Origin of the sequence: Rhizobium sp. M1 (assembly GCF_002531805.1) — a bacterium.
GTDB lineage: Bacteria > Pseudomonadota > Alphaproteobacteria > Rhizobiales > Rhizobiaceae > Rhizobium > Rhizobium etli_C.
Genome location: NZ_NWSW01000031.1, coordinates 53,570 through 73,948 on the forward strand (window position 1 = coordinate 53,570; position 20,379 = coordinate 73,948).

At 62.7% G+C, this 20,379-nt stretch carries 21 protein-coding genes; 5 read left to right on the top strand and 16 right to left on the bottom strand.

All coding sequences use genetic code 11. The features are described 5' to 3' along the window. Window positions 1-56: 56 nt before the first annotated feature. The 10 genes from glpK to CO655_RS25715 all read right to left on the bottom strand — a co-directional run bounded on the left by glpK (window position 57) and on the right by CO655_RS25715 (window position 11,170). On the bottom strand, window positions 57-1,559 hold the full coding sequence (glpK, locus tag CO655_RS25670) for a glycerol kinase GlpK (RefSeq protein WP_097667311.1): 1,503 nt from the start codon (window positions 1,557-1,559) through the stop codon (window positions 57-59). Between the two features lie 151 nt (window positions 1,560-1,710). Beyond that, the gene (locus CO655_RS25675) at window positions 1,711-3,435 is read right to left on the bottom strand and encodes an ABC transporter substrate-binding protein (RefSeq protein ID WP_097607525.1); all 1,725 of its coding nucleotides are present in this window, start codon (window positions 3,433-3,435) and stop codon (window positions 1,711-1,713) included. Between the two features lie 79 nt (window positions 3,436-3,514). Then, window positions 3,515-3,796, bottom strand: coding sequence for a DUF2160 domain-containing protein (locus CO655_RS25680; protein WP_097607526.1), 282 nt, complete (start codon window positions 3,794-3,796; stop codon window positions 3,515-3,517). 13 nt (window positions 3,797-3,809) lie between these two features. Then, the gene (locus tag CO655_RS25685) at window positions 3,810-4,631 is read right to left on the bottom strand and encodes a carbohydrate ABC transporter permease (RefSeq protein WP_010027958.1); all 822 of its coding nucleotides are present in this window, start codon (window positions 4,629-4,631) and stop codon (window positions 3,810-3,812) included. Between the two features lie 13 nt (window positions 4,632-4,644). Continuing rightward, window positions 4,645-5,508, bottom strand: coding sequence for a sugar ABC transporter permease (locus tag CO655_RS25690; RefSeq protein WP_088678084.1), 864 nt, complete (start codon window positions 5,506-5,508; stop codon window positions 4,645-4,647). 3 nt (window positions 5,509-5,511) lie between these two features. After that, window positions 5,512-6,582: an ABC transporter ATP-binding protein gene (locus tag CO655_RS25695; RefSeq protein ID WP_097607527.1), complete on the bottom strand. Its 1,071-nt coding sequence runs from the start codon at window positions 6,580-6,582 to the stop codon at window positions 5,512-5,514. Between the two features lie 9 nt (window positions 6,583-6,591). Beyond that, complete coding sequence (locus tag CO655_RS25700) at window positions 6,592-7,689, bottom strand: ABC transporter ATP-binding protein (protein ID WP_097667312.1); 1,098 nt, start codon at window positions 7,687-7,689, stop codon at window positions 6,592-6,594. 42 nt (window positions 7,690-7,731) lie between these two features. After that, window positions 7,732-9,246, bottom strand: a complete 1,515-nt coding sequence (gene glpD, locus CO655_RS25705) for a glycerol-3-phosphate dehydrogenase (protein WP_097667313.1) — start codon at window positions 9,244-9,246, stop codon at window positions 7,732-7,734. A 121-nt stretch (window positions 9,247-9,367) separates the two neighbouring features. Beyond that, on the bottom strand, window positions 9,368-10,141 hold the full coding sequence (locus CO655_RS25710) for a DeoR/GlpR family DNA-binding transcription regulator (protein ID WP_097607530.1): 774 nt from the start codon (window positions 10,139-10,141) through the stop codon (window positions 9,368-9,370). A gap of 111 nt (window positions 10,142-10,252) precedes the next feature. Beyond that, window positions 10,253-11,170, bottom strand: coding sequence for a DMT family transporter (locus CO655_RS25715; RefSeq protein ID WP_097607531.1), 918 nt, complete (start codon window positions 11,168-11,170; stop codon window positions 10,253-10,255). A 73-nt stretch (window positions 11,171-11,243) separates the two neighbouring features. Here CO655_RS25715 and CO655_RS25720 point away from each other — a divergent pair, with 73 nt between their 5' ends. Beyond that, window positions 11,244-12,173 carry a LysR substrate-binding domain-containing protein gene (locus tag CO655_RS25720; protein WP_097667314.1) on the top strand — a complete coding sequence of 310 codons (930 nt, stop codon included), beginning with the start codon at window positions 11,244-11,246 and terminating at the stop codon, window positions 12,171-12,173. A gap of 146 nt (window positions 12,174-12,319) precedes the next feature. On the opposite strand, the gene CO655_RS25725 is transcribed toward CO655_RS25720, so the two are convergent. The 4 genes from CO655_RS25725 to CO655_RS25740 all read right to left on the bottom strand — a co-directional run bounded on the left by CO655_RS25725 (window position 12,320) and on the right by CO655_RS25740 (window position 15,788). Next, window positions 12,320-12,841: a DUF992 domain-containing protein gene (locus CO655_RS25725; RefSeq protein WP_040112834.1), complete on the bottom strand. Its 522-nt coding sequence runs from the start codon at window positions 12,839-12,841 to the stop codon at window positions 12,320-12,322. A gap of 328 nt (window positions 12,842-13,169) precedes the next feature. Beyond that, window positions 13,170-13,334, bottom strand: coding sequence for a DUF1328 domain-containing protein (locus CO655_RS25730; protein ID WP_003571841.1), 165 nt, complete (start codon window positions 13,332-13,334; stop codon window positions 13,170-13,172). 100 nt (window positions 13,335-13,434) lie between these two features. Further along, complete coding sequence (locus tag CO655_RS25735; RefSeq protein ID WP_097667315.1) at window positions 13,435-14,025, bottom strand: hypothetical protein; 591 nt, start codon at window positions 14,023-14,025, stop codon at window positions 13,435-13,437. A gap of 140 nt (window positions 14,026-14,165) precedes the next feature. Beyond that, on the bottom strand, window positions 14,166-15,788 hold the full coding sequence (locus tag CO655_RS25740) for an ABC-F family ATP-binding cassette domain-containing protein (RefSeq protein ID WP_097667316.1): 1,623 nt from the start codon (window positions 15,786-15,788) through the stop codon (window positions 14,166-14,168). A 143-nt stretch (window positions 15,789-15,931) separates the two neighbouring features. On the opposite strand from CO655_RS25740, the gene CO655_RS25745 reads away from it, so the two are divergent. Further along, window positions 15,932-16,261, top strand: a complete 330-nt coding sequence (locus tag CO655_RS25745) for a DUF6665 family protein (RefSeq protein ID WP_097607535.1) — start codon at window positions 15,932-15,934, stop codon at window positions 16,259-16,261. A gap of 38 nt (window positions 16,262-16,299) precedes the next feature. Then, window positions 16,300-17,169, top strand: coding sequence for an aldose 1-epimerase family protein (locus CO655_RS25750; RefSeq protein ID WP_097607536.1), 870 nt, complete (start codon window positions 16,300-16,302; stop codon window positions 17,167-17,169). Window positions 17,170-17,363: 194 nt separating this feature from the next. Here CO655_RS25750 and uxuA read toward each other — a convergent pair whose 3' ends face one another. Continuing rightward, window positions 17,364-18,551 carry a mannonate dehydratase gene (uxuA, locus tag CO655_RS25755; RefSeq protein WP_097667317.1) on the bottom strand — a complete coding sequence of 396 codons (1,188 nt, stop codon included), beginning with the start codon at window positions 18,549-18,551 and terminating at the stop codon, window positions 17,364-17,366. A 43-nt stretch (window positions 18,552-18,594) separates the two neighbouring features. Next, window positions 18,595-19,317 carry a GntR family transcriptional regulator gene (locus CO655_RS25760; protein WP_097667318.1) on the bottom strand — a complete coding sequence of 241 codons (723 nt, stop codon included), beginning with the start codon at window positions 19,315-19,317 and terminating at the stop codon, window positions 18,595-18,597. A 148-nt stretch (window positions 19,318-19,465) separates the two neighbouring features. On the opposite strand from CO655_RS25760, the gene CO655_RS25765 reads away from it, so the two are divergent. Further along, window positions 19,466-19,867, top strand: a complete 402-nt coding sequence (locus CO655_RS25765) for a DUF2934 domain-containing protein (protein WP_097667319.1) — start codon at window positions 19,466-19,468, stop codon at window positions 19,865-19,867. A 53-nt stretch (window positions 19,868-19,920) separates the two neighbouring features. Further along, window positions 19,921-20,169: a hypothetical protein gene (locus tag CO655_RS25770; protein WP_097583632.1), complete on the top strand. Its 249-nt coding sequence runs from the start codon at window positions 19,921-19,923 to the stop codon at window positions 20,167-20,169. The last annotated feature ends 210 nt before the right edge of the window (window positions 20,170-20,379 follow it).

Sequence of the window (20,379 nt, forward strand, 5' to 3'; positions counted from 1 at the left end):
GAAGACTGTGGGCTGCGCCTGAGTTTCTATTCAACGGTTCAGTGACCTGGCTGTCGCTACCCCGCCGCGGTATCCGAGATCATCCGCGACACAGCATTCTTCCAGCCGATGATCTTGGCCTGCCGCTCGCCCTCCGCCATCAAAGGATTGAAGCGGCGGTCGCAGGCCCAGGCCTTGGCAAATTCATGCTTGCCCGGCCAGATGCCGGCCTTCGAGCCGGCAAGCCAGGCGGCACCAAGTGCCGTCGTCTCGCGGATCGCCGAGCGGTCAACCGGGTTTCCGGTCATGTCGGCCAGGCACTGCATCGTCCAGTCCGAAGCCGCCATGCCGCCGTCGACGCGCAGCACGGTTTCCAGCTGGTTGACACCCCAGTCCTTCTTCATCGCCACCAGCAGGTCGAGCGTCTGATAGGCGACGGATTCGAGCACGGCGCGGGCAAATTCCGCCGGTCCGCTGTTTCGCGTCAGGCCGAAAATCGCGCCGCGCGCGGCCGGATCCCAATAGGGGGCGCCGAGACCGGTGAAGGCCGGAACGATATAGACCTGCTGTCCGGGATCGGCCTTGGCGGCAAGCACCCCCGCCTCTGACGCCTGCTCGATGATGCCGAGGCCGTCACGCAGCCATTGCACGGCCGCACCGGCGATAAAAATCGAGCCCTCGAGCGCATAGGACGTCTCGCCGTCGAGCCGGCAGGCGATGGTCGTCAGCATCCGGTTGGAGGAGGAAACGCGGTCCCGGCCGGTGTTGAGCAGAGCGAAACAGCCGGTGCCATATGTGGATTTCATCATGCCGGGCTCGAAGCAGGCATTGCCCACGGCCGCCGCCTGCTGGTCGCCGGCGACCCCGAGGATCGGAAGCTCGGCGCCGAACAGAGCCTTGTCGACACGGCCGAAATCATCGGCGCATTCCCTGACCTCCGGCAGCATCGCTGTGGGAATACGGAGAATGCCGAGAAGCTCCTCGTCCCATGCGCCGTCATCGATATTGTAGAGCAGCGTTCGCGACGCGTTGGTCGCATCGGTGGCGTGCACACGGCCGCCCGTCAGATTGTAGATCAGCCAGCTGTCGATCGTGCCGAAGCAGACATCGCCCGCTTCCGCCTTCTCCCGCAAGCCGCCGACATTGTCGAGCAGCCAGCGCAGCTTGGTGCCGGAGAAATAGGGGTCGAGCAACAGGCCGGTTTTGGCGGAAAACAGCTTCTCATACCCATCGGCTTTCAGGCTCTCGCACATTTCGGCGGTGCGCCGGTCCTGCCAGACGATCGCGCGGTGAAGCGGAGCGCCCGACCGTCGATCCCAGACAACCACCGTCTCGCGCTGATTGGTGATACCGATCGCGGCTATGTCGACAGCCTTAAGACCGGCATCGGCGATCGCCTTGCGCGCTGTGTCGACGACGGAGCGCCAGATTTCCGCGGCATCGTGCTCCACCCAACCAGGCTGCGGATAATATTGCGTGATCTCCGCCTGAGCGGAGCCTGCCATTTTCATGTCGCCGTCGAAGATGATCGCACGCGAGGACGTCGTGCCCTGATCGATCGAAAGAATATAGCCGCTCATATCCGTCTCCGGCTCGCACGAGATCGCTCCGCCTGCCGGCGATCGGCAGGACGCGGATGTTTCATGAGAGATAGATTGTGGGTGCCACCGGCTTGTCGCCGGTGGCAGGAAGGGATGGCCGGAGGCCTCGTTGCCTCCGGCCTGGTCCGCCTTACTTCTTCTGCCAGCTCTTGACGAGTTCGTCGTAGTTGACGGTGAGCGGCTTGTCCTTCTCGTTCTCGATCTTCAGCTGCGGAGCGAGGTTGCCCTTCTTCACCGCATCGGCGTTCCAATAAGCGAGATCATGCTCTTCGGCGAGCTTCGGGCCGATGTCGCCCTGGACCTTGGCGCGTTCGAGGCGCTGGAGCACCTTTTCCTGCTCTGAGCACAGCGAGTCCATCGCCTCCTGCGCCGTCTTGGCGCCGGAAGAGGCGTCGCCGATCGCCTGCCACCAAAGCTGTGCGAGCTTCGGATAGTCGGGAACGTTCGTACCGGTCGGCGACCACTGCAGGCGGGCCGGCGAACGGTAGAATTCGACGAGGCCGCCGAGCTTCGGCGCGCGGTCGGTGAAGGACTTATGATCAAGCGTCGACTGGCGGATGAAGGTCAAGCCGACATGGCTCTTCTTCACGTCGACGGTCTTCGACGTCACGAACTGGGCATAGAGCCAGGCCGCCTTGGCGCGATCGTCGGGCGTGGACTTCATCAGCGTCCACGAGCCGGCGTCCTGATAGCCGAGCTTCATGCCGTCCTTCCAGTAGACGCCATGCGGGCTCGGCGCGAAACGCCATTTCGGCGTGCCGTCCGCATTGACGACCGGCAGGCCTTCCTTGACGAAGTCGGCGGTGAAGGCCGTGTAGGTGAACATCTGCTGGGCGACTTCGCCCTGCGAGGGGACCGGGCCGGATTCGGAGAAGGTCATGCCCTGGGCGGCAGCCGGTGCATAGGCCTTCATCCAGTCCAGATATTTCTGGATGGAATAGACTGCTGCAGGGCCGTTGGTATCGCCGCCGCGCGCGACGCACGAACCGACGGGACGGGAGTTCTCGTCAACCTTGATACCCCATTCATCGACGGGCTTGCCGTTCGGGATGCCCTTGTCGCCGTTACCGGCCATCGACAGCCAGGCGTCGGTGAAGCGCCAGCCGAGCGACGGATCCTTCTTGCCGTAGTCCATGTGGCCATAGACCTTCTTACCGTCGACTTCGCGGCCGGTGAAGAACTCGGCGATGTCCTCATAGGCCGACCAGTTGACCGGCACGCCGAGATCGTAGCCGTACTTCGCCTTGAAGTCGGCCTTGTTCTTCTCGTCGTTGAACCAGTCGTAACGGAACCAGTAGAGGTTCGCGAACTGCTGGTCGGGCAGCTGGTAGAGCTTGCCGTCAGGCGCCGTGGTGAAGGACTTGCCGATGAAGTCGTCGATGTCGATGCCCGGGTTGGTGACATCCTTGCCTTCGTTGGCCATCCAGTCGGTCAGCGAGCGGGCCTGCTGATAGCGCCAATGGGTGCCGATCAGGTCGCTATCGTTGATATAGGCGTCATAGATGTTTTCGCCCGACTGCATCTGCGTCTGCAGCTTTTCGACGACGTCGCCTTCGCCGATCAGGTCGTGGGTGATCTTGATGCCGGTGATGGCGGTGAAGGCCGGGGCCAGCACCTTGGATTCATATTCGTGTGTCGCGATCGTTTCGGAAACGACCTTGATGTCCATGCCGGCGAAGGGTTTCGCTGCATCGACGAACCACTGCATTTCCTTTTCCTGGTCAGCGCGGGGAAGCGTCGAGAGATCGCCGACTTCCTTGTCGAGGAAGGTCTTCGCCTCGTCCATGCCGGCATAGGCCGATGCGGTCATCGCCAGCAGCAAGCCTGCTGTCGTCGTCAATAAGTGCCGTCGCATAATATCCTCCCAGGGTTTGCGATTGCAGTCACATACTCAGGCGGCCAAGAACCCCCGGCCATCTGTCTTCACTTTGCCGTCACACGTAACGGAACACGCCGATGGCGTAGACCACGGAGATGGCAAGAGCCCACCACAGGTTGGGCCCAGCGAGCCCAAGCCATGCAAGATGAATGAAAGCGCTGCCCAGCAGCGAAACGAAGAGCCGGTCGCCGCGCGTCGTCTCGAAGCGCAGCACGCCTGTGCGCGGCGACCCGCCCGGCGAAAAATATTCCCAGACGCTCATGGCGATCAGAAGCGCCAGGATCGTCAGGAAGAACAGCGCCGTCGGCAGCGTCCAGGCCATCCAGGAAAAATTCATGACCGTCTCCTCCTCAAACGCGCCCGAGCGCGAAGCCCTTGGCGATGTAGTTGCGGACGAAATAGATGACGAGCGCGCCCGGAATGATGGTGAGCACGCCGGCCGCCGCCAGCACGCCCCAGTCCATGCCGGAGGCGGAAACCGTTCGCGTCATGATCGCCGAAATCGGCTTTGCCGCCGTCGTCGTCAGCGTGCGGGCAAGCAGCAGTTCGACCCAGGAAAACATGAAGCAGAAGAATGCCGCCACGCCGACGCCGCTTGCGATCAGCGGAATGAAGATCCTGATGAAGAAGCGCGGGAAGGAATAACCGTCGATATAGGCGGTCTCGTCGATCTCCTTCGGCACGCCGGACATGAAACCTTCGAGGATCCAGACGGCGAGCGGCACGTTGAACAGGCAGTGGGCAAGCGCCACGGCGATATGCGTATCGATCAGGCCAAAGGCCGAATAGAGCTGGAAGAACGGCAGCGCGAAGACCGCCGGCGGCGCCATGCGGTTGGTCAGCAGCCAGAAGAACAGATGCTTGTCGCCGAGGAAGCGGTAGCGCGAGAAGGCGTAAGCCGCCGGCAGCGCCGCAGCCACCGAGATCACCGTGTTCATCACCACGTAGATGATCGAGTTGATGTAGCCGTTATACCAGGACGGATCGGTGAAGATGACCGTGTAGTTGCGCAGCGTCGGGTTCGTCGGCCAGAGCGAGAAGGCGCCGGTGATCTCGGCGTTCTCCTTGAAGCTCATATTGACGAGCCAGTAGATCGGCAGGATCAAAAAGATGATGTAGATCGTCGGGACGAGCCAGGAGAGGCTGCCTGCAGGTTTGAATTTATTGGTCATGATTGCCCTCCCCTTAGCTCGCGTCGCTGCTGGTCATCACGGTGTAGAACACCCATGAAAGCAGCAGGATGATGAGGAAATAGATGATCGACATCGCCGCTGCCGGGCCGAGATCGAACTGGCCGACCGCCATCTTCACGAGGTCGATGGAGAGGAAGGTGGTCGAGTTGCCGGGGCCGCCGCCGGTGACGACGAAGGGCTCGGTATAGATCATGAAGCTGTCCATGAAACGCAGCAGCACGGCGATCAGCAGCACGCGCTTCATCTTCGGCAGCTGGATATAGCGGAAGACGGACCAGCGCGAGGCGCCGTCGATCTTGGCGGCCTGATAATAGGCATCGGGAATCGAGACGAGGCCGGCATAGCAGAGCAGCACGACGAGGCTCGTCCAGTGCCAGACGTCCATGACGATGACGGTGACCCAGGCATCGATCGGATCGCGGACATAGTTGTAGTCGAGGCCGATCGCTTCGAGGGTATGGCCGAGCAGGCCGATATCGACGCGCCCGAAAACTTGCCAGATGGTACCGACGACATTCCACGGAATGAGCAGCGGCAGCGCCATCAGCACCAGGCAGACGGGAACGCCCGGCCCTGATTTCGGCATGTTGAGCGCAATGAAGATCCCGAGCGGAATTTCCAGCGCCAGGATGATGAAGGAGAACAGCAGATTGCGCTGCAGCGCTTCCCAGAAGCGGTCGGAATGCAGCGTCTGGATGAACCAGTCGGTGCCGGCCCAGAAGAATTCGTTGTTGCCGAACGTATCCTGGACCGAGTAGTTGACGACGGTCATCAGCGGGATGACGGCCGAAAACGCCACGAGCAGCAGCACCGGCAGCACCAGAAACCAGGCTTTGTTGTTCCAAGTCTTCTGCATGGCTCAGGCCTCCCTGCCGACACGCCAGCTGTCGGCGTAGATGCTGATGGCGGACGGATCGAAGGTGACGCGGGCATCCGCGGGAATATCGTCGTCTTCAGAGACAACGATCGCGATCGGCTGGCCGGCGAAACGGGCGCGCACGATCTTCTGCCGGCCGATATCCTCGATCTTATTGATTGTAACAGGCATGCCCTCCCGCCCGAGGCGGATGAATTCGGGGCGAATGCCAAGTTCGGTCTTCACCGCGCCATTGGTATTCGGCGCATAATCCAGCGTCAGCACCTCGTCTCCGACCTTGACGGCGCTGCCGTCGATCTTTGCCGGCATGACGTTCATGCCCGGCGAACCGATGAAATAACCGACGAAAGTGTGGCTCGGCCGCTCGAAGAGTTCGGCCGGCGTGCCGATCTGGACGATCTGGCCGTCATACATGACGACGACCTTCTCGGCGAAAGTCAGCGCCTCGGTCTGGTCGTGGGTGACATAGACCATGGTGAAGCCGAACTGCTTGTGCAGCCGTTTCAGCTGCGAGCGCAGCACCCATTTCATGTGCGGATCGATGACGGTCAGCGGCTCGTCGAACAGGATGGCGTTGACGTCGTTGCGCACCAGCCCGCGGCCGAGCGAGATCTTCTGCTTCTGGTCGGCGGTCAGCCCCTGCGCCTTGCGCTTGGCCCAGCCGGCAAGGTCGATCATTTCGAGAATGTCGCGTACGCGCCGGTCGACATCGGGCTCGGCCACACCGCGATTGCGCAACGGGAAGGCGAGATTGTCGTAGACGGTCATCGTGTCGTAGATGACGGGAAACTGGAAGACCTGGGCAATGTTGCGGCTCTGCGTCGAGAGATTCGTCACATCCTTGCCGTCGAAGAGGATGCGGCCGTGCGACGGCTGCAGCAGACCCGAGATGATGTTGAGCAGCGTGGTCTTGCCGCAGCCGGAAGGACCGAGCAACGCATAGGCGCCGCCGTCGTTCCATTCGTGGTCGACTTCTTTCAACGAATAATCCTTCTCCGTCTGCGGATTGGCTCCGTAGGCGTGGCGGATATGGTCGAGCGTAATGCGTGCCATTGTGCTCTCCTATGCCTTTGCCGCTGCAGCGGCAGCGTGGCCGACCGTGGCGATGGCGCGGCCATCGGCGCCGAAGGCCAAAAGGTGGCGCGTGTCCAGAAAGGCCTCGAGCTCCATGTCGGGATCGATGTCGTGAATGCCGTGCGCCAACATCACCCAGCGCACACCGTCATATTCCAGGTGAACGAAGCTCTCCGAACCGGTGATCTCGGAAACCAGCGTGCGCGCCTGCAGGCGGGCCGCATTGCCGGTCTGGGCTTGGAGGCCGAGATGATGCGGGTGAAAGGCGATGGTGACAGGACCGTCCGGCACAGCGGCCAGATGCGAGGGGACGGCAAGCGTGGCCCCGCTCGGGCGCGTGAAGATATCGCCCGATTTCATCACGTCGAGCGTGTTCAGCGGCGGATCGGCGAAGATGCCGGCGCTATCGAGATCGACGGGGCGGCGATAGACGTCGATGGTCGGCCCGAACTGGGTGACCCGACCTTCGTTCAGCGTTGCCGTGTTGCCGCCAAGCAGCAGCGCCTCGGACGGTTCGGTGGTGGCATAAACGAAGATCGCGCCCGACTGGGCAAAGATCTTCGGCAGTTCCTCGCGCAGTTCCTCGCGCAGCTTGTAATCGAGATTGGCGAGCGGCTCGTCCATCAGCACCAGGCTGGCATTCTTGACGAGGGCGCGGGCAAGTGCGGTGCGCTGCTGCTGGCCGCCGGAGAGGTGGAGCGGCGTGCGGTCGAGATAGGGCGTGAGCTTCAGAAGCTCGGCGGCCTTGCGCACGTCGCGGTCGATCGTGGCGGCATCCTTGCCCGAGATGCGCATCGGTGAGGCGATGTTCTCGTAGACGGTCAGCGCCGGGTAGTTGATGAACTGCTGGTAGACCATGGCGACGTTGCGCTTCTGCACCGGCATGCCGGTGACATCAGTGCCGTCGAAATGGACGGAGCCTGCGGTCGGGCGGTCGAGCCCGGCCATCAGCCGCATCAGCGAGGTCTTGCCCGACAGCGTCGGCCCGAGCAGGACGTTCAGCGTGCCGCGCTCGAGGACCAGATCGGTCGGATAGATGTGATAGTCCGCGCCCACCATTTTGGCGGCGTTTCGCAGTTCCAGCATTCCTGTTCCCGTGCCTCCACGCAGCGGGGATCACACGCCGCCTTATCCGGCCATCGCCGGTATGGCAGCCATGTACTCCTCCAGTGACTGAGCCTGCTCCTTCGAAAGGCGCAGACCATCCTTTGTTCTCCTCCACAGCACGTCTTCGGCGTGCCGGGCCCATTCATGTTCGACGAGATATCTGACTTCGGCTTCGTAAAGATCGCCGCCGAACAGCCGCCCGAGATCCTCGATGCCGCGGGCGTCGCCGAGCAGGGTCTCGGCCCGAGTGCCGTAGCGGCGCACCAGCCGGCGCGCATGCGGATCGGCAAGGAAGGCGTAACGGCGTTTCAGCTTGGCGACCTCGGTCTCATAGCCCTTGACGGCGAAATTGCCGCCCGGCAGATGGCTCTTGGCCGTCCAGGGGGCGCCTTTGACGCCGATCGCCGCACCGATCTTTTCCAACGCATGTTCGGACAGCCGGCGATAGGTGGTGAGCTTGCCGCCGAAGACGTTGAGCAGCGGCGCGGCAGCCCCTTCGCCATCCAGCTTCAGCACATAGTCGCGCGTCGCCTCCTGCGCCTTCGAGGCGCCGTCGTCATAAAGCGGCCGCACCGCCGAATAGGTCCAGACGATATCATCCGGCTTGACCGGTTCCTTGAAATATTCCGAGGCCGCATTGCAGAGATAGACCGTCTCCTCCTCGGAGATCCTGATATCCCTGGGATCGGCGGTGAAATCGCGGTCGGTTGTGCCGATCAGGGTGTAGTCGCCCTCATAGGGAATTGCGAAGATGATGCGATTGTCCGGGTTCTGGAAGAAATAGGCGCGGGGGTCGTCGAACTTCTTCTTGACGACGATATGGCTGCCTTGGACGAGGCGGACATTGTGGGCTTCGTTCTGGCCGAACGCGGAACGGATGACGTGATCGACCCATGGGCCGGCGGCATTGACCAGCATGCGGGCCTGATGGCTGTCGCTGCTGCCGGTGACGGTATCGGTCGTCTCGATATGCCACAGGCCGTTCTCACGCGTTGCCGAGACCACTTTGGTGCGCGGCAGGATGGTCGCGCCCTTGTCGGCGGCGTCGCGGGCGTTCAGCACCACCATGCGGGCATCGTCGACCCAGCCGTCGGAATATTCGAAAGCCTTGGTGAACAGCGCCTTCAGCGGCTTGCCGGCCGGATCGCGGCGCATATCGAGCACCGACGTCGCCGGCAGCAGCTTGCGGCCGCCGAGATGGTCGTAGAGGAAGAGGCCGAGCCGGATCAGCCAGGCCGGGCGAATACCGCCCTTGTGATAAGGCAATACGAAGCGCAGGGGCCAGATGATGTGCGGCGCCATTGCCCAGAGGATCTCGCGCTCCATCAGCGATTCACGCACCAGGCGGAATTCGTAGTGCTCGAGATAGCGCAGGCCGCCATGGATCAGCTTGGTGGCGCCGGATGAGGTGCCGGAAGCGAAATCGTTCATTTCCGCCAGCGCCACGGAATAGCCGCGCCCGACGGCATCGCGTGCGATGCCGCAGCCGTTGATGCCGCCGCCAATGACGAAAATGTCGTATATCTCCCGGCCCAATTGCCCCTCCGAGCCTGCTGCTGATTTCGCATCGCACAAAACTTGCGCGATTGCGAAAGTGACATTAGTTAAAACGAAAGAAATACGAATGTCAAACGAATGTTTGCGTGGGCCGGTCGGCCTAACGTGATCTGCTGCTCGTTTCGATCAGCTTCACATTGTTTTCCAGGCAGAGATTTCGGATCGATGGCACCGGACAGTGGTCGGTGATGAAGGTATGAACCTGGGTCAACTGGCCGATTCGAACCGGCGCGGTGCGTTCGAACTTCGTCGAATCGGCAACGAGAATGACGTGGCGGGCATTGGCGATGATCGCCTGCGCGACCTTCACCTCGCGAAAATCATAGTCGAGAAGCGCGCCGTCGACATCGATCGCCGAAGCCCCGATCACGGCATAATCGACCTTGAACTGGCGGATGAAATCGACCGCCGCTTCACCGACGATGCCGCCGTCCGAACCGCGCACGACCCCGCCGGCGATCACCACCTCGATTGCCGGAAAGAGACGCAACCTGTTGGCGACGTTGATATTATTGGTGATCACCATCAGTTCATGATGATTGGCGAGCGCCTCACCCACTGCCTCGGTCGTCGTGCCGATATTGATGAAGAGCGAGGCTCCGCTCGGGATCAGCTCGACGGCCGCAACGCCGATCGCCTGTTTTTCCGAAGCGGCGATCTGGCGGCGGGCCTCGTATTTGACGTTCTCGGTTCCGCTCGGAAATGTCGCGCCGCCATGGATGCGGGTCAGCACCTGCGCATCGCAGAGATCGTTCAGATCCTTGCGGATGGTCTGCGGCGTCACCGAGAAGCGGGAGGCAAGCTCCTCGACCAGAACCCTGCCGCTCGATTTCGCGATCGCCACGATCTCAGTCTGTCGGTCGGACAAGAACATCTGCGCCCCCTTTCGATCTGCTTTCGTTTTTAAAGAAAGCGAACGGCGGCGCAACGCCTATTTGTCGGCGGCGAGCTTTCGCCGCCGAATTTGGTGGTAGCGGCGCGGCCGTTACCGTTTCCGCATGAGGTTGACCACCAGAACGCCGAGGATCGCCATGATGCCGCCAATCGCCCCGAGTGCCGTCGGCGTCTCGCCCAGCCAGACGAATCCGATCAGCGTTGCGACCGGCGGGACGCCGTAGAGGAAATTCGAGGCGCGCGCCGCCGTCAGCCGCTTCAATGCGATGGCCCAGGTGAGATAGCCGATCGCCGTCGGGAAGATAACGAGATAGGCCACGCCCCAGTTGACCTCCGCCGGTGCGGCGGCCAGCGCGCGGATCGTCGCCGGGACGGCCGGAAACAGCGGCACAGAGCCAATCAGCAGGATCCAGGCGGTGACGGCAAGCGCCGGCAGCCGCCCGAGCAGCGGTTTCTGCAGCACGCTTGCGATCGCCGAGCAGAGCGCTGCGCCAAGGATCAGCACAGCGTTCGGATCGAGCTTGAAGCCATCGTCCGAGGCGACCGCGATCAACGCCACGCCGCCGAAGGAAACCGCGGTACCCGCCCAACCCCAGCGGCCGAAGCGCTCGCCGAGGGCGAAGGTCGCAATAAGGGCGGTAAAGACCGGCATGGTATTGATGATGAAGCTTGCCGGTCCCGCCGCCACGGTCTGCTCGCCGGTGTTCAGCAGAACCGCATAGGCGGCGATGAAGAGCACGGCTGCGACGGAGAGGCGGAAGAAATCCCGCTTTTCCGGCATCGGCCGGTAGATGGCGAGGTAGATGAGGGCGAGGGCGCCGGCCGCCACGTAACGTGCCGTCGCCAGTTCGATCGGCGTCAGCGGCCCGAGGCAGATGCGGATCACCACGAAGGAGGAAGCCCAGAAGAGAATGGTGACGACGATCGCCGCAAAGGCCACCAGATCGAATGCGCCTTGCTGTTTCGTCAGGACCGGTGTGCTGGCCGCCATGCTCATTTTCGCCTCCATCTGTGCGCGTGAGAATGAATTAGGCCTTCGATGCATGCTTGAAAAGCACCGCAATCGATGATCAAATGTGCACATGGTTCACAGCTCGCCAGTCCTTCCGCCACTCGATACGCTCGAGACCTTCGCCCGTGCCGCCCGGCTCGGATCTTTTTCGGCCGCGGCCGAGGAGAGCGGCCTCACCCATGGCGCCGTGTCGCGGCAGGTTTCGCGGCTCGAACGCTGGATGGGCGTGCGACTGTTTGCGCGCGAAGCCCGGGGCGTGCGGCTGACGCCGGAGGGCATGCGGTTTTTCGCGCGCGCCGAGGAAGCGCTCTCCCTGCTCGGCAACACCGGCGAGCGCTGGCTGCCCCGGCCGAACAAGGCGGTGGTGCGCCTGTCGGTGACGCCGTCGGTGGCATCATTGTGGCTGTTCCAGCGCCTGGCGAAGCTCGAAGGAAACGAGCTGCATGTCGAGCTGACGCTCGAGCACCGGCTGGCGGATTTCGGCGAAGGCACGGATCTCGCCATCCGCTGCGGCAAAGGTCCCTGGGCCGGCGTGCGCGCCCTGCCGCTCTGGCAGGAGAAATCCTTTCCGATCGCCGCCCCGGCGCTGGCAAACCGGCTCGAGCGGCGCTCCGATGCGCCCTCCCTGCTCGAGCTGCCGGTCCTTCACGACTCCAATATCGAAGGCTGGCGGCGCTGGCTCTCTCGCGAAGGTATCGATTATACGCCGCGCGGTCAGGATCGGCGCTTCGAGGATTACAATCTGGTGATCGATGCCTGTGCGCAAGGACTCGGCATCGCGCTCGCCCGCCCTCCCCTATCGGATGCGGCGCTCGCCGCCGGGCGGGTCGTGGCGGTGTCGGACCGTACGCTCGACTATCACGTCGCCTTTCACCTGATCCGGCCGGACGATGCACTGCGAAGCCCCGCCATCGAATTTGCCAGCCGCTTCCTGCGCGAAGCCGGTCATGACGAGGCGACGATCAGCGCCTTTATCGCACCCGGCAGGGCGAAGACGTAAGACTCGCCGCCGCATCCGGCCTGCACGTCGGGCGGCATGTCACGGCTGTCCCAGATTTTCAGATAATCGTCCATTACAGCGCCGCAAACAGGCGCAAGCGGCTTGACGCCCCGGCCGCGTCGCGGCAGGGGCGCGTCAACAACCGGTCAATCCGCCGGAGTGAGTGTCATCGATGCGCTGCCGGCCGCAACGTTCAGGCCGAGTTGGCCGGTCAGGCTTACCGTCTGCAGATGGATTGAACCCGAGGTGCCGCCGACCAGCAGGTTGGCGCCGACACCGGCACCAACCGTCGCCTCCGCGCTCGCGCCGACATAGAGGCCGGCGAGCGACCCGCGGTGATAGCCGGCCGTCGGCGCAAACACCGCCCAGATCAGCCGGCTGCGCGTGGTGAAGCCGAGGTCGATGCCAAGCTTTCGCATTTCGCCGGTATAGTGATCCAGAAGCTCATTGCCGACGATCGACTGGAAGACACAGTCCGCTTCCTTGGAGGAACCGAGCACATAACCCGTGCCGCCGCCGATATCGCAAGTGAGATAACCGATCTTCACGCCATTGCGCAGGTCCGGCTCTTCATATGTTCTGGTGACGGGGTCGGCGGCATTGACCGCCCCCGCGCCGACAAACGTCAACGATACCGCGGCAAACGCCGTCGCAAGAGTTTTATTCATAAGTCTCTCCTTCTCAAATCGTGACGGGAACACCCGGCTGGCCGGCACCGGATATCGGAGGGGATCGCAAAGCAATCCCAGAACGGTGCCGTTTTCGCGTCGCAGTCAAAGCGCGTGGGAGGCGCAAGCGACACGCTTACGGTTTAGCCCCATTGGGACATTTCGAAGGCACCATGCGGGCCGCATGCGCCATTTCACGATCTTGTCAGGAATGGTTGCACGAAAAACACATTCGCCCAACGCGGGTTCTCGCCGGCGCGGGGCGACCACCAAGAAAAGGAAAACCCGGCGATTGATGTCACCGGGTTTTATACTTCATTTCTCCTCGCTATACTCTACGCATGAAGCGCATGACGAGCGAGACGACGAACAACACCAGGAAAATGAAGAACAGAACCTGGGCAATGGAAGCTGAAGCCCCTGCGATGCCGCCAAATCCGAGGACGCCGGCAATCAAGGCCACAACGAGAAACACCAGAGCGTAGTAAAGCATCGCAATCTCCTTTTACGTTGCTGCTGAACATAACGGAGACCGCCCGGTTTAGTTCCCTGCCTATCATGGCCGACAGGGGGAGCATCGCATCGGCTTTCGTTCAGCCGAAATGAAAGACGCCGCTGTACGTCCGGTCGCCTTCGGTCGGCTCGGGAGGTTCGGCCGCGTCCAGATAGGTCTTGAGCGGCCCGGTCAAAACGAACCAGACGCTTGCCCCCAGCATGAAACAGGCGCCTACCGGATCGTCGATGCGAGCGATGAACGGAAGGCAGGCCGATGAGAACAGCACAATGATCCGCACCGACCACTCCGCCTCACGTTTGGCCACGGCGCGCGCCCTCAGCGACTTGTACTCCCGGGCGCCATAGGCGCTTCCTCGCGCCTTTACCGCCGAAAACAGCTTTCTGGCCGACGGCAGGGCCAGCATGACCAGCGCGGCGACGCTGAGCGCGAAAGGCCTCCCGGCCATCACCTGCCCGCTCGCGACAAGGAGAAAAGAGAGCACGACGAGATTCCACGTCGGCTCCAACAGTTCCGGCGGCTGCCGCGTGCGGATGTGCCAACTCCGCAGCAAGCCCGCCGCACCGTGCAGTAGCGGCTGATCGATATAGCGATTGATCCAGTCCATGCAGACCCGCCCGTCCCCGATTGAATGAAGAGGGCTCCGAACACCACGGAAATAGGTCATCATCGTGGCAGAGCTTCGGCAATATCAGCCGAAGCTATGCGACGCTCACAGAAAACCGCCTATTGCAGTTCCTGTGCAACGTCCCAGACATGGCCCGACGGATCGGTAAAGGCCGCCGTGCGGCGCACCCCGAAGAATAGCCGTCAGCCCCGCAGGCCAGGCGCCTCGTGACCGGTGCGCGCCACATATTCCGTATAACCGCCGCCATACTGGTGGACACCATCCGGAGTCAGTTCCAGCACGCGGTTGGAGAGCGCAGCCAAGAAGTGTCGGTCGTGCGAGACGAACAGCATGGTGCCCTCATATTGCGAGAGCGCCTTGATCAGCATCTCCTTGGTGTCGAGGTCGAGATGGTTGGTCGGCTCGTCGAGCACGAGCAGGTTCGGCGGATCGAACAGCATCATCGCCATGACCAGCCGGGCCTTCTCGCCGCCGGAGAGCACCCGGCACCGTTTCTCGACATCGTCGCCGGAAAAGCCGAAACATCCGGCAAGCGCCCGCAATGGCCCCTGCCCTGCCTGAGGAAACCGATCTTCCAGCGACTGGAACACCGTCCGCTCGCCATCGAGGATATCCATCGCGTGCTGGGCGAAGTAGCCCATCTTGACGCTGGCGCCGAGAGCGACGCTGCCTTCATCCGGTGTGGTGGTGCCGGTCACCAGCTTCAGCAGCGTCGACTTACCGGCGCCGTTGATGCCCATGATGCACCAGCGCTCCTTGCGGCGGACCATGAAGTCGAGACCCTCATAGATGCTTCGGCTGCCGTATTTCTTATGGACATTCTTCAGGTTGATGACGTCCTCGCCGGAGCGCGGCGCGGCCTGGAACTCGAAAGCGACCGACTGGCGGCGCTTGGGTGGCTCCACCCGGTCGATCTTCTCCAGCTTCTTCACCCGGCTCTGCACCTGCGAGGCATGCGAGGCCCGCGCCTTGAACCGCTCGATAAATTTGATCTCCTTGGCAAGCATCGCCTGCTGACGCTCGAACTGGGCCTGCTGCTGCTTCTCGTTCTGCGCCCGCTGCTGCTCGTAGAATTCATAGTCGCCGGAATAGGCCGTCAAGCCGCCGCCGTCGATCTCGATGATCTTGTTGACGATGCGGTTCATGAACTCGCGGTCGTGCGAGGTCATCAACAGAGCCCCTTCATAGCCCTTCAGGAACTCTTCGAGCCAGATCAAGCTTTCGAGATCGAGATGGTTGCTCGGTTCGTCGAGCAGCATGACGTCAGGGCGCATGAGCAGGATGCGGGCAAGCGCCACGCGCATCTTCCAGCCGCCCGACAGCGCGCCGACATCGCCGTCCATCATCTCCTGGCTGAAGCTCAAACCGGCAAGCACCTCGCGGGCGCGGCCCTCGAGCGCATAGCCGTCCAATTCCTCGTAACGCGCCTGCAGCTCGCCGTAACGCTCGATGATCTCCTCCATGTCGCCGGCCCTTTCCGGGTCGGCCATGGCGGCCTCGAGCTCGCGCAGTTCGCCGGCAACGATGCTGACCGGGCCGGCACCGTTCATCACCTCGGCGACGGCGCTGTGGCCCGCCATCTCGCCGACATCCTGGTTGAAGTAGCCGATCGTCACGCCCTTCTCACAGGAGACCTGCCCCTCATCGGGCTGCTCTTCGCCATTGATCATCCGGAAGATCGTTGTCTTGCCGGCGCCGTTCGGGCCGACCAGACCGATCTTCTCGCCTCTGTTGAGGGCGGCCGAGGCCTCGATGAAAAGGATCCGGTGGCTGAGCTGTTTGCTGATATTCTCAATACGAATCATGATGTGCGCGGTGTGTCCGGGGAAGTTTCGGCGCCCTTATGCCACGCATGGAAACGACAGGATAGGCCCGTTTCCACCCTCTCGATCTCCGGCTTCCGATTGGATAATATTGCCGCCTACGCTGATTTAAGGATTTCCAGCCAATGAGCGTTCGCCTACCGCAGTCTTTCAGGCAGTCGCAGCAGGACGCCAATGGCATCAACGTCCTCGAATATGGGCTGATGTCGGAACGCGCCAATTCGCTCGGGCGTCATGGGCTGAAGGTGGAGGCGGCGCTCGCCGCGTTAAAAGCCTGGAGCGTCGAGCGCCAGAGCGCGGAGGAACGCGAGAGGCTGCTCAACGAAGCCTCCGATGCCGTCTGGGCATTTTTCGTCCAACGCGAGAGCTGCGGGTTGCGAAACAATCGCGACGCCATCCAGCGTTACGGCATCCCAAACGAGGTGCTCGCCAGACTGGGCGCCATACGAAAATGACTGGAAGGCCGTGCCCATCAGGGCGAAAGGAAATTGCGATGCCAAGCTCAATACGGATCGGCAATCAGCATCTTGCCGTCGATGTCTCCTCCCTCGGCGCCGAGATGCAGGCGCTCACCAGCAACGATGGACGCTCCTGGTTGTGGACGGGCGACGCGGCCTACTGGGCCGGACGGTCGCCGATCCTGTTTCCGATCGTCGGCAAGGCGGCTGATGACAAGCTGGCGATTGGCGGTACGGTCTACCCGATGGCCCAGCATGGCTTTGCCCGGCGGAGCGAGTTTAGCCTCGCCGCGTCCACGCCGACCATGTGCCGGCACGAACTTCCTGCCTCGGCAGCCACGCAGGCGGTCTATCCGTTCGATTTCCTGCTGGCCGTGGAACATGCGGTAGAGGGACGCGCGTTGACGGTGACGGCAGAAGTCAACAATCGCGACGCAAGAGCTCTGCCCTTCGGTCTCGGCTTCCATCCGGCCTTCGTCTGGCCGATGCCTGGCGCTGCCGGGCGCCCGCACACTATCACGCTCGACAATGAAGGTGAGCCGGCGCTCGTGCGGCTGGAGGGCGGCCTTATCAATCCGACCCCACTGCCCTCCCCATTCGATAAAGGCCGGCTGGTGTTGGATCACGCCATGTTCGAGAAGGACGCGATGATTTTCCCGAAGGGTGCGGGCGAAGGCCTGCGTTACGGCGCCGAAGGCGGGCCGAGCCTGCGGTTCCAATTCGAAAACCTGCCCAACCTTGCCCTGTGGACCAAACCAGGCGCGCCCTTCCTCTGCGTCGAACCGTGGCACGGAACGGCGGCGGAAGCCGGAGGTTCGGCCGAGTTGTCGCAACGACCCTACACCACCATCCTGTCGCCGGGGGCGACGGCGCGTTTCGCCTTTACGGTCGAGATCTTGCAATAGAAAGTGGCGCGCCCGACAGGGCGCGCGAATGAACCTTGGCACGGTTGTTTCCGCAGCGATCGCCGAGGCCGACAAATCGCGCCGCATCTATTTGATCCATGCGACGCGCTTCGGTCCTTTGTTTTGTGCGTGCCGTCGTCCCGCAACCGCTGCACACTTTCCGGGCAACATGCGCAGGCGCGGCCCGGACGCCCTCAGGTCGGCGGGGCGCCCAGCGCGTGCAGGATGCCGCGCAGTTCGGCAAGGCCGCGCATGCGGCCGATCGCCGGATAGCCGGGGGTGACGACCTTGTCGAGATCGTCGAGCATGCGGTGGCCGTGGTCCGAGCGGAAGACGATCGAGTCTTCGGCACCCCGGCGCTTGTCTTCCGCCACCAGTTCCCGGAGCACCGCGACCATGTCGACGTCGCCCTCCAGGTGCGCGCTTTCATGGAAGGTCCGGCCGTCGCCCTCGCGCGTCGTGGCGCGCAGATGGGCGAAGTGGATGCGTGAGGCGAAGCGCCGGGCGATGGCCGGCAGGTCGTTGTCGGCGCGCACGCCGAGGCTGCCGGTGCAGTAACACATGCCGTTCGCCGCCGACGGCACGGCATCGAAGAGCGCGGCATAATCATCGGCCGTCGAGGCGATGCGGGGAAGACCGAACAGCGAACGCGGCGGATCATCGGGATGCAGCGTCAGCTTGACGCCGCGGGCTTCGGCAGCCGGCGTCACCGCCTCCAGGAATTCGATCAGATGCCGGCGCAGCCGTGCGGCATCGATGCCGCTATAGGCGACCAGCTTTTCCCGGAAGGCCGGAATGGTCAGGGGCTCGGTGGTCGAGCCCGGCAGAGCCGAAGTGATAATGCGGGTGATCTCGGCAATCTCCTCCTCCGACATCGCCTCGAAGACGACACGCGCCCGTTCGCGGTCTTCCGCCGAATATTGCTGGCCCGCATCCGGCCGTTCCAGAACGAAGAGGTCGAAGGCTGCGAAGCGCTCGTGATCGAAGCGCATGGCTGTGGCGCCGGTCGGCGTCACGAAATCGAGTTCGGTGCGGGTCCAGTCGACGACCGGCATGAAATTATAGCAGACGATCGGGATGCCGCAGGCGGCGACCGCTTCGAGGCTGGCAATCCACGCCTCGATTTCGGCCTTTGCCGCCCCGCCCCTACGCTTGACGGCGTCGGGAATCGGGATGCTCTCGACGACCGACCAGACGAGCGGCGACCGGTCGGCAGGCGTGGTCTCGATCAGCGATTGGCGTTCGCGCACTTCCTTTTCCGTCCAAGCCCTGCCGATCGGCACCTGATGTAGCGACGAGACGATATTGGTCGCGCCCGTCTGACGGACCTCATCCAGCGTCACCGGCGCTTCCGGCCCGAACCATCTCCAACCCTGCCGCATCTTTCTTCCTTCCCTTGCTTTTCGTTTCGTGGTGATCCTGCCGTCAGCAGAAATAATCGGGGTAACGCGAGCGCAGCTCGTCGACATCGGGAATGACGGCGCTCAAGTGGTGGATCATGGCGCTACGCGCAGCCGCCGCATCATGGGCGGCGAGGGCGTCGCGGATGATCATATGTTCGGACACCACGTTGCCCATACGCCCAAGCGCCGGCAGCGCCAGCCGCCTCGCCCGGTCGATCTGTACCTTGACCGTCTTCAGGATCCCCCAGATGCCGGGATAACCTGATATCTGCGTGATCGCCTCATGAAAGGCCTCATCCTCCTCGTGGAAGCTTGAGGCGTTGCCGACGGCGGCATGCGCGCGCTGCCGGGCGATAATGGCATCGAGGCGGGCGACATCGGCGGCGGTGGCGGTCTGAGCCGCCATCTCGGCGGTCGTGCCTTCGAGCGCTTTACGCACGACGACCGCCTCCGGAATCGCCGAAACCGGCACCCGCGACACGACGGTGCCCGACTGCGGGAAGATATCGACCAGTCCGCCTTCGGAGAGCCTGAGCAGCGCCTCGCGCACCGGTGTGCGGCTGACGCCGAATTCGTCGGCAATTCGCTTTTCCTGCAAAAACAGACCGGGCGGCATCCGGAGCGAGACGATGTCGGCATAGAGACGCTCATAGATGACGCCGGCCGTGGTGACGCGGCGCGGCCTACGGCCGGCTTCCTGCGAGCTCGGGACGACAAGCGCGTCGGTTTCTGAAGCTTGCCTCATAAACGGTACCGAGGGTCATTGGCTTTTGGCATACTAGTATATCAGTTGTGGCACCTTGCCAAGGCACCTGGATACTTTGGCGTTCAAAATGCAGCCGATGGGAACTTCGATCAGCGGAATTGGTTGAGTTCCCATCAAGGAGGCGCCGATGAAAAATCCGTTACGACGCAAAAGAAACGAAATCGCGACCGACGACCCGCGGCTGAAGGATTCACCCCCGGCCGGCGCAGGCAAAGGGAAGACGGCGCGGCAAGCCATTCGGGAACCCGCAGAGCAGAGCATCGGTTCTCAGGCAATCACCCGCGAGGACGAGATCCAGAAAAGGGCATACTCGCCGTGGGAGAAGGAAGGAAGGCCGGAAGGCAAGCATCGGGATCACTGGACCCGCGCCGAGCACGAGCTCGATGCACGGGGTGAGACGGACAATCCTCCCAGGCTCGAGGCGCTGCGAGAGGCGTCGCGCGAGCATCGCGACGCCTTCCTCGTCAAGACGGACCTCGAAGACGCGGATCAACGCGAAGCCTCGCCCGGCACACGCGAGCAGGATTGAAATTGCAGCCCCGAGCAAAATTTAGGACGAGCAAATTCAGGAAAGGTTCCGACATGGCTGACAAACAGGATTTGAACGCCGGCTTCACCGGCACACCCGTCGAACAGCCGGAAGGATTGGCCAAGGCCGCCCAATCGGCGGCGAGCCGAGTGAAACGCGAGGCCTATGCAGTCACCGCCGGCGCTAGAGACCACCCGCACACCGCAAGCGCATTGTTGCTTGGCATTGGTATTGCGGCGTTCGGGTTCGGCTATCTCCTTGGTCGATCATCGGCGGAAAGCTCGGCCTCATATTGGCGTTAGCTGTCGACATCAACGAATGAGCCGCGCGAGCGGGAATAACGATAAAGCCGGATCGTGGTCGAGCGCCGTCCCATACGCGGCCCCCACGGCAAGGCCGCACCTCAAACGTCTTTCGTCATCGCATCAGCTTTGCCGTTGCAGGGCGTTGCGACGCATCGCCTGTAGAGCAAGAAGCATCCGGGTTTGCTGTTGCCGGAATACAATAGTGAG

What these genes read in the sequence shown, in the direction of transcription:
- CO655_RS25715 (WP_097607531.1), bottom strand. Translation starts at nt 11,170, where the DNA reads ATGGAGGCGAAAATGAGCATGGCGGCCAGCACACCGGTCCTGACGAAA.
- CO655_RS25680 (WP_097607526.1), bottom strand. Translation starts at nt 3,796, where the DNA reads ATGAATTTTTCCTGGATGGCCTGGACGCTGCCGACGGCGCTGTTCTTC.
- uxuA (WP_097667317.1), bottom strand. Translation starts at nt 18,551, where the DNA reads ATGCGGCAGGGTTGGAGATGGTTCGGGCCGGAAGCGCCGGTGACGCTG.
- CO655_RS25675 (WP_097607525.1), bottom strand. Translation starts at nt 3,435, where the DNA reads ATGCGACGGCACTTATTGACGACGACAGCAGGCTTGCTGCTGGCGATG.
- CO655_RS25750 (WP_097607536.1), top strand. Translation starts at nt 16,300, where the DNA reads ATGCCAAGCTCAATACGGATCGGCAATCAGCATCTTGCCGTCGATGTC.
- CO655_RS25685 (WP_010027958.1), bottom strand. Translation starts at nt 4,631, where the DNA reads ATGACCAATAAATTCAAACCTGCAGGCAGCCTCTCCTGGCTCGTCCCG.
- CO655_RS25730 (WP_003571841.1), bottom strand. Translation starts at nt 13,334, where the DNA reads ATGCTTTACTACGCTCTGGTGTTTCTCGTTGTGGCCTTGATTGCCGGC.
- CO655_RS25735 (WP_097667315.1), bottom strand. Translation starts at nt 14,025, where the DNA reads ATGATGACCTATTTCCGTGGTGTTCGGAGCCCTCTTCATTCAATCGGG.
- CO655_RS25710 (WP_097607530.1), bottom strand. Translation starts at nt 10,141, where the DNA reads ATGTTCTTGTCCGACCGACAGACTGAGATCGTGGCGATCGCGAAATCG.
- CO655_RS25770 (WP_097583632.1), top strand. Translation starts at nt 19,921, where the DNA reads ATGGCTGACAAACAGGATTTGAACGCCGGCTTCACCGGCACACCCGTC.
- CO655_RS25690 (WP_088678084.1), bottom strand. Translation starts at nt 5,508, where the DNA reads ATGCAGAAGACTTGGAACAACAAAGCCTGGTTTCTGGTGCTGCCGGTG.
- CO655_RS25725 (WP_040112834.1), bottom strand. Translation starts at nt 12,841, where the DNA reads ATGAATAAAACTCTTGCGACGGCGTTTGCCGCGGTATCGTTGACGTTT.
- CO655_RS25740 (WP_097667316.1), bottom strand. Translation starts at nt 15,788, where the DNA reads ATGATTCGTATTGAGAATATCAGCAAACAGCTCAGCCACCGGATCCTT.
- CO655_RS25745 (WP_097607535.1), top strand. Translation starts at nt 15,932, where the DNA reads ATGAGCGTTCGCCTACCGCAGTCTTTCAGGCAGTCGCAGCAGGACGCC.
- CO655_RS25765 (WP_097667319.1), top strand. Translation starts at nt 19,466, where the DNA reads ATGAAAAATCCGTTACGACGCAAAAGAAACGAAATCGCGACCGACGAC.
- glpK (WP_097667311.1), bottom strand. Translation starts at nt 1,559, where the DNA reads ATGAGCGGCTATATTCTTTCGATCGATCAGGGCACGACGTCCTCGCGT.
- CO655_RS25700 (WP_097667312.1), bottom strand. Translation starts at nt 7,689, where the DNA reads ATGCTGGAACTGCGAAACGCCGCCAAAATGGTGGGCGCGGACTATCAC.
- CO655_RS25695 (WP_097607527.1), bottom strand. Translation starts at nt 6,582, where the DNA reads ATGGCACGCATTACGCTCGACCATATCCGCCACGCCTACGGAGCCAAT.
- CO655_RS25720 (WP_097667314.1), top strand. Translation starts at nt 11,244, where the DNA reads ATGGTTCACAGCTCGCCAGTCCTTCCGCCACTCGATACGCTCGAGACC.
- CO655_RS25760 (WP_097667318.1), bottom strand. Translation starts at nt 19,317, where the DNA reads ATGAGGCAAGCTTCAGAAACCGACGCGCTTGTCGTCCCGAGCTCGCAG.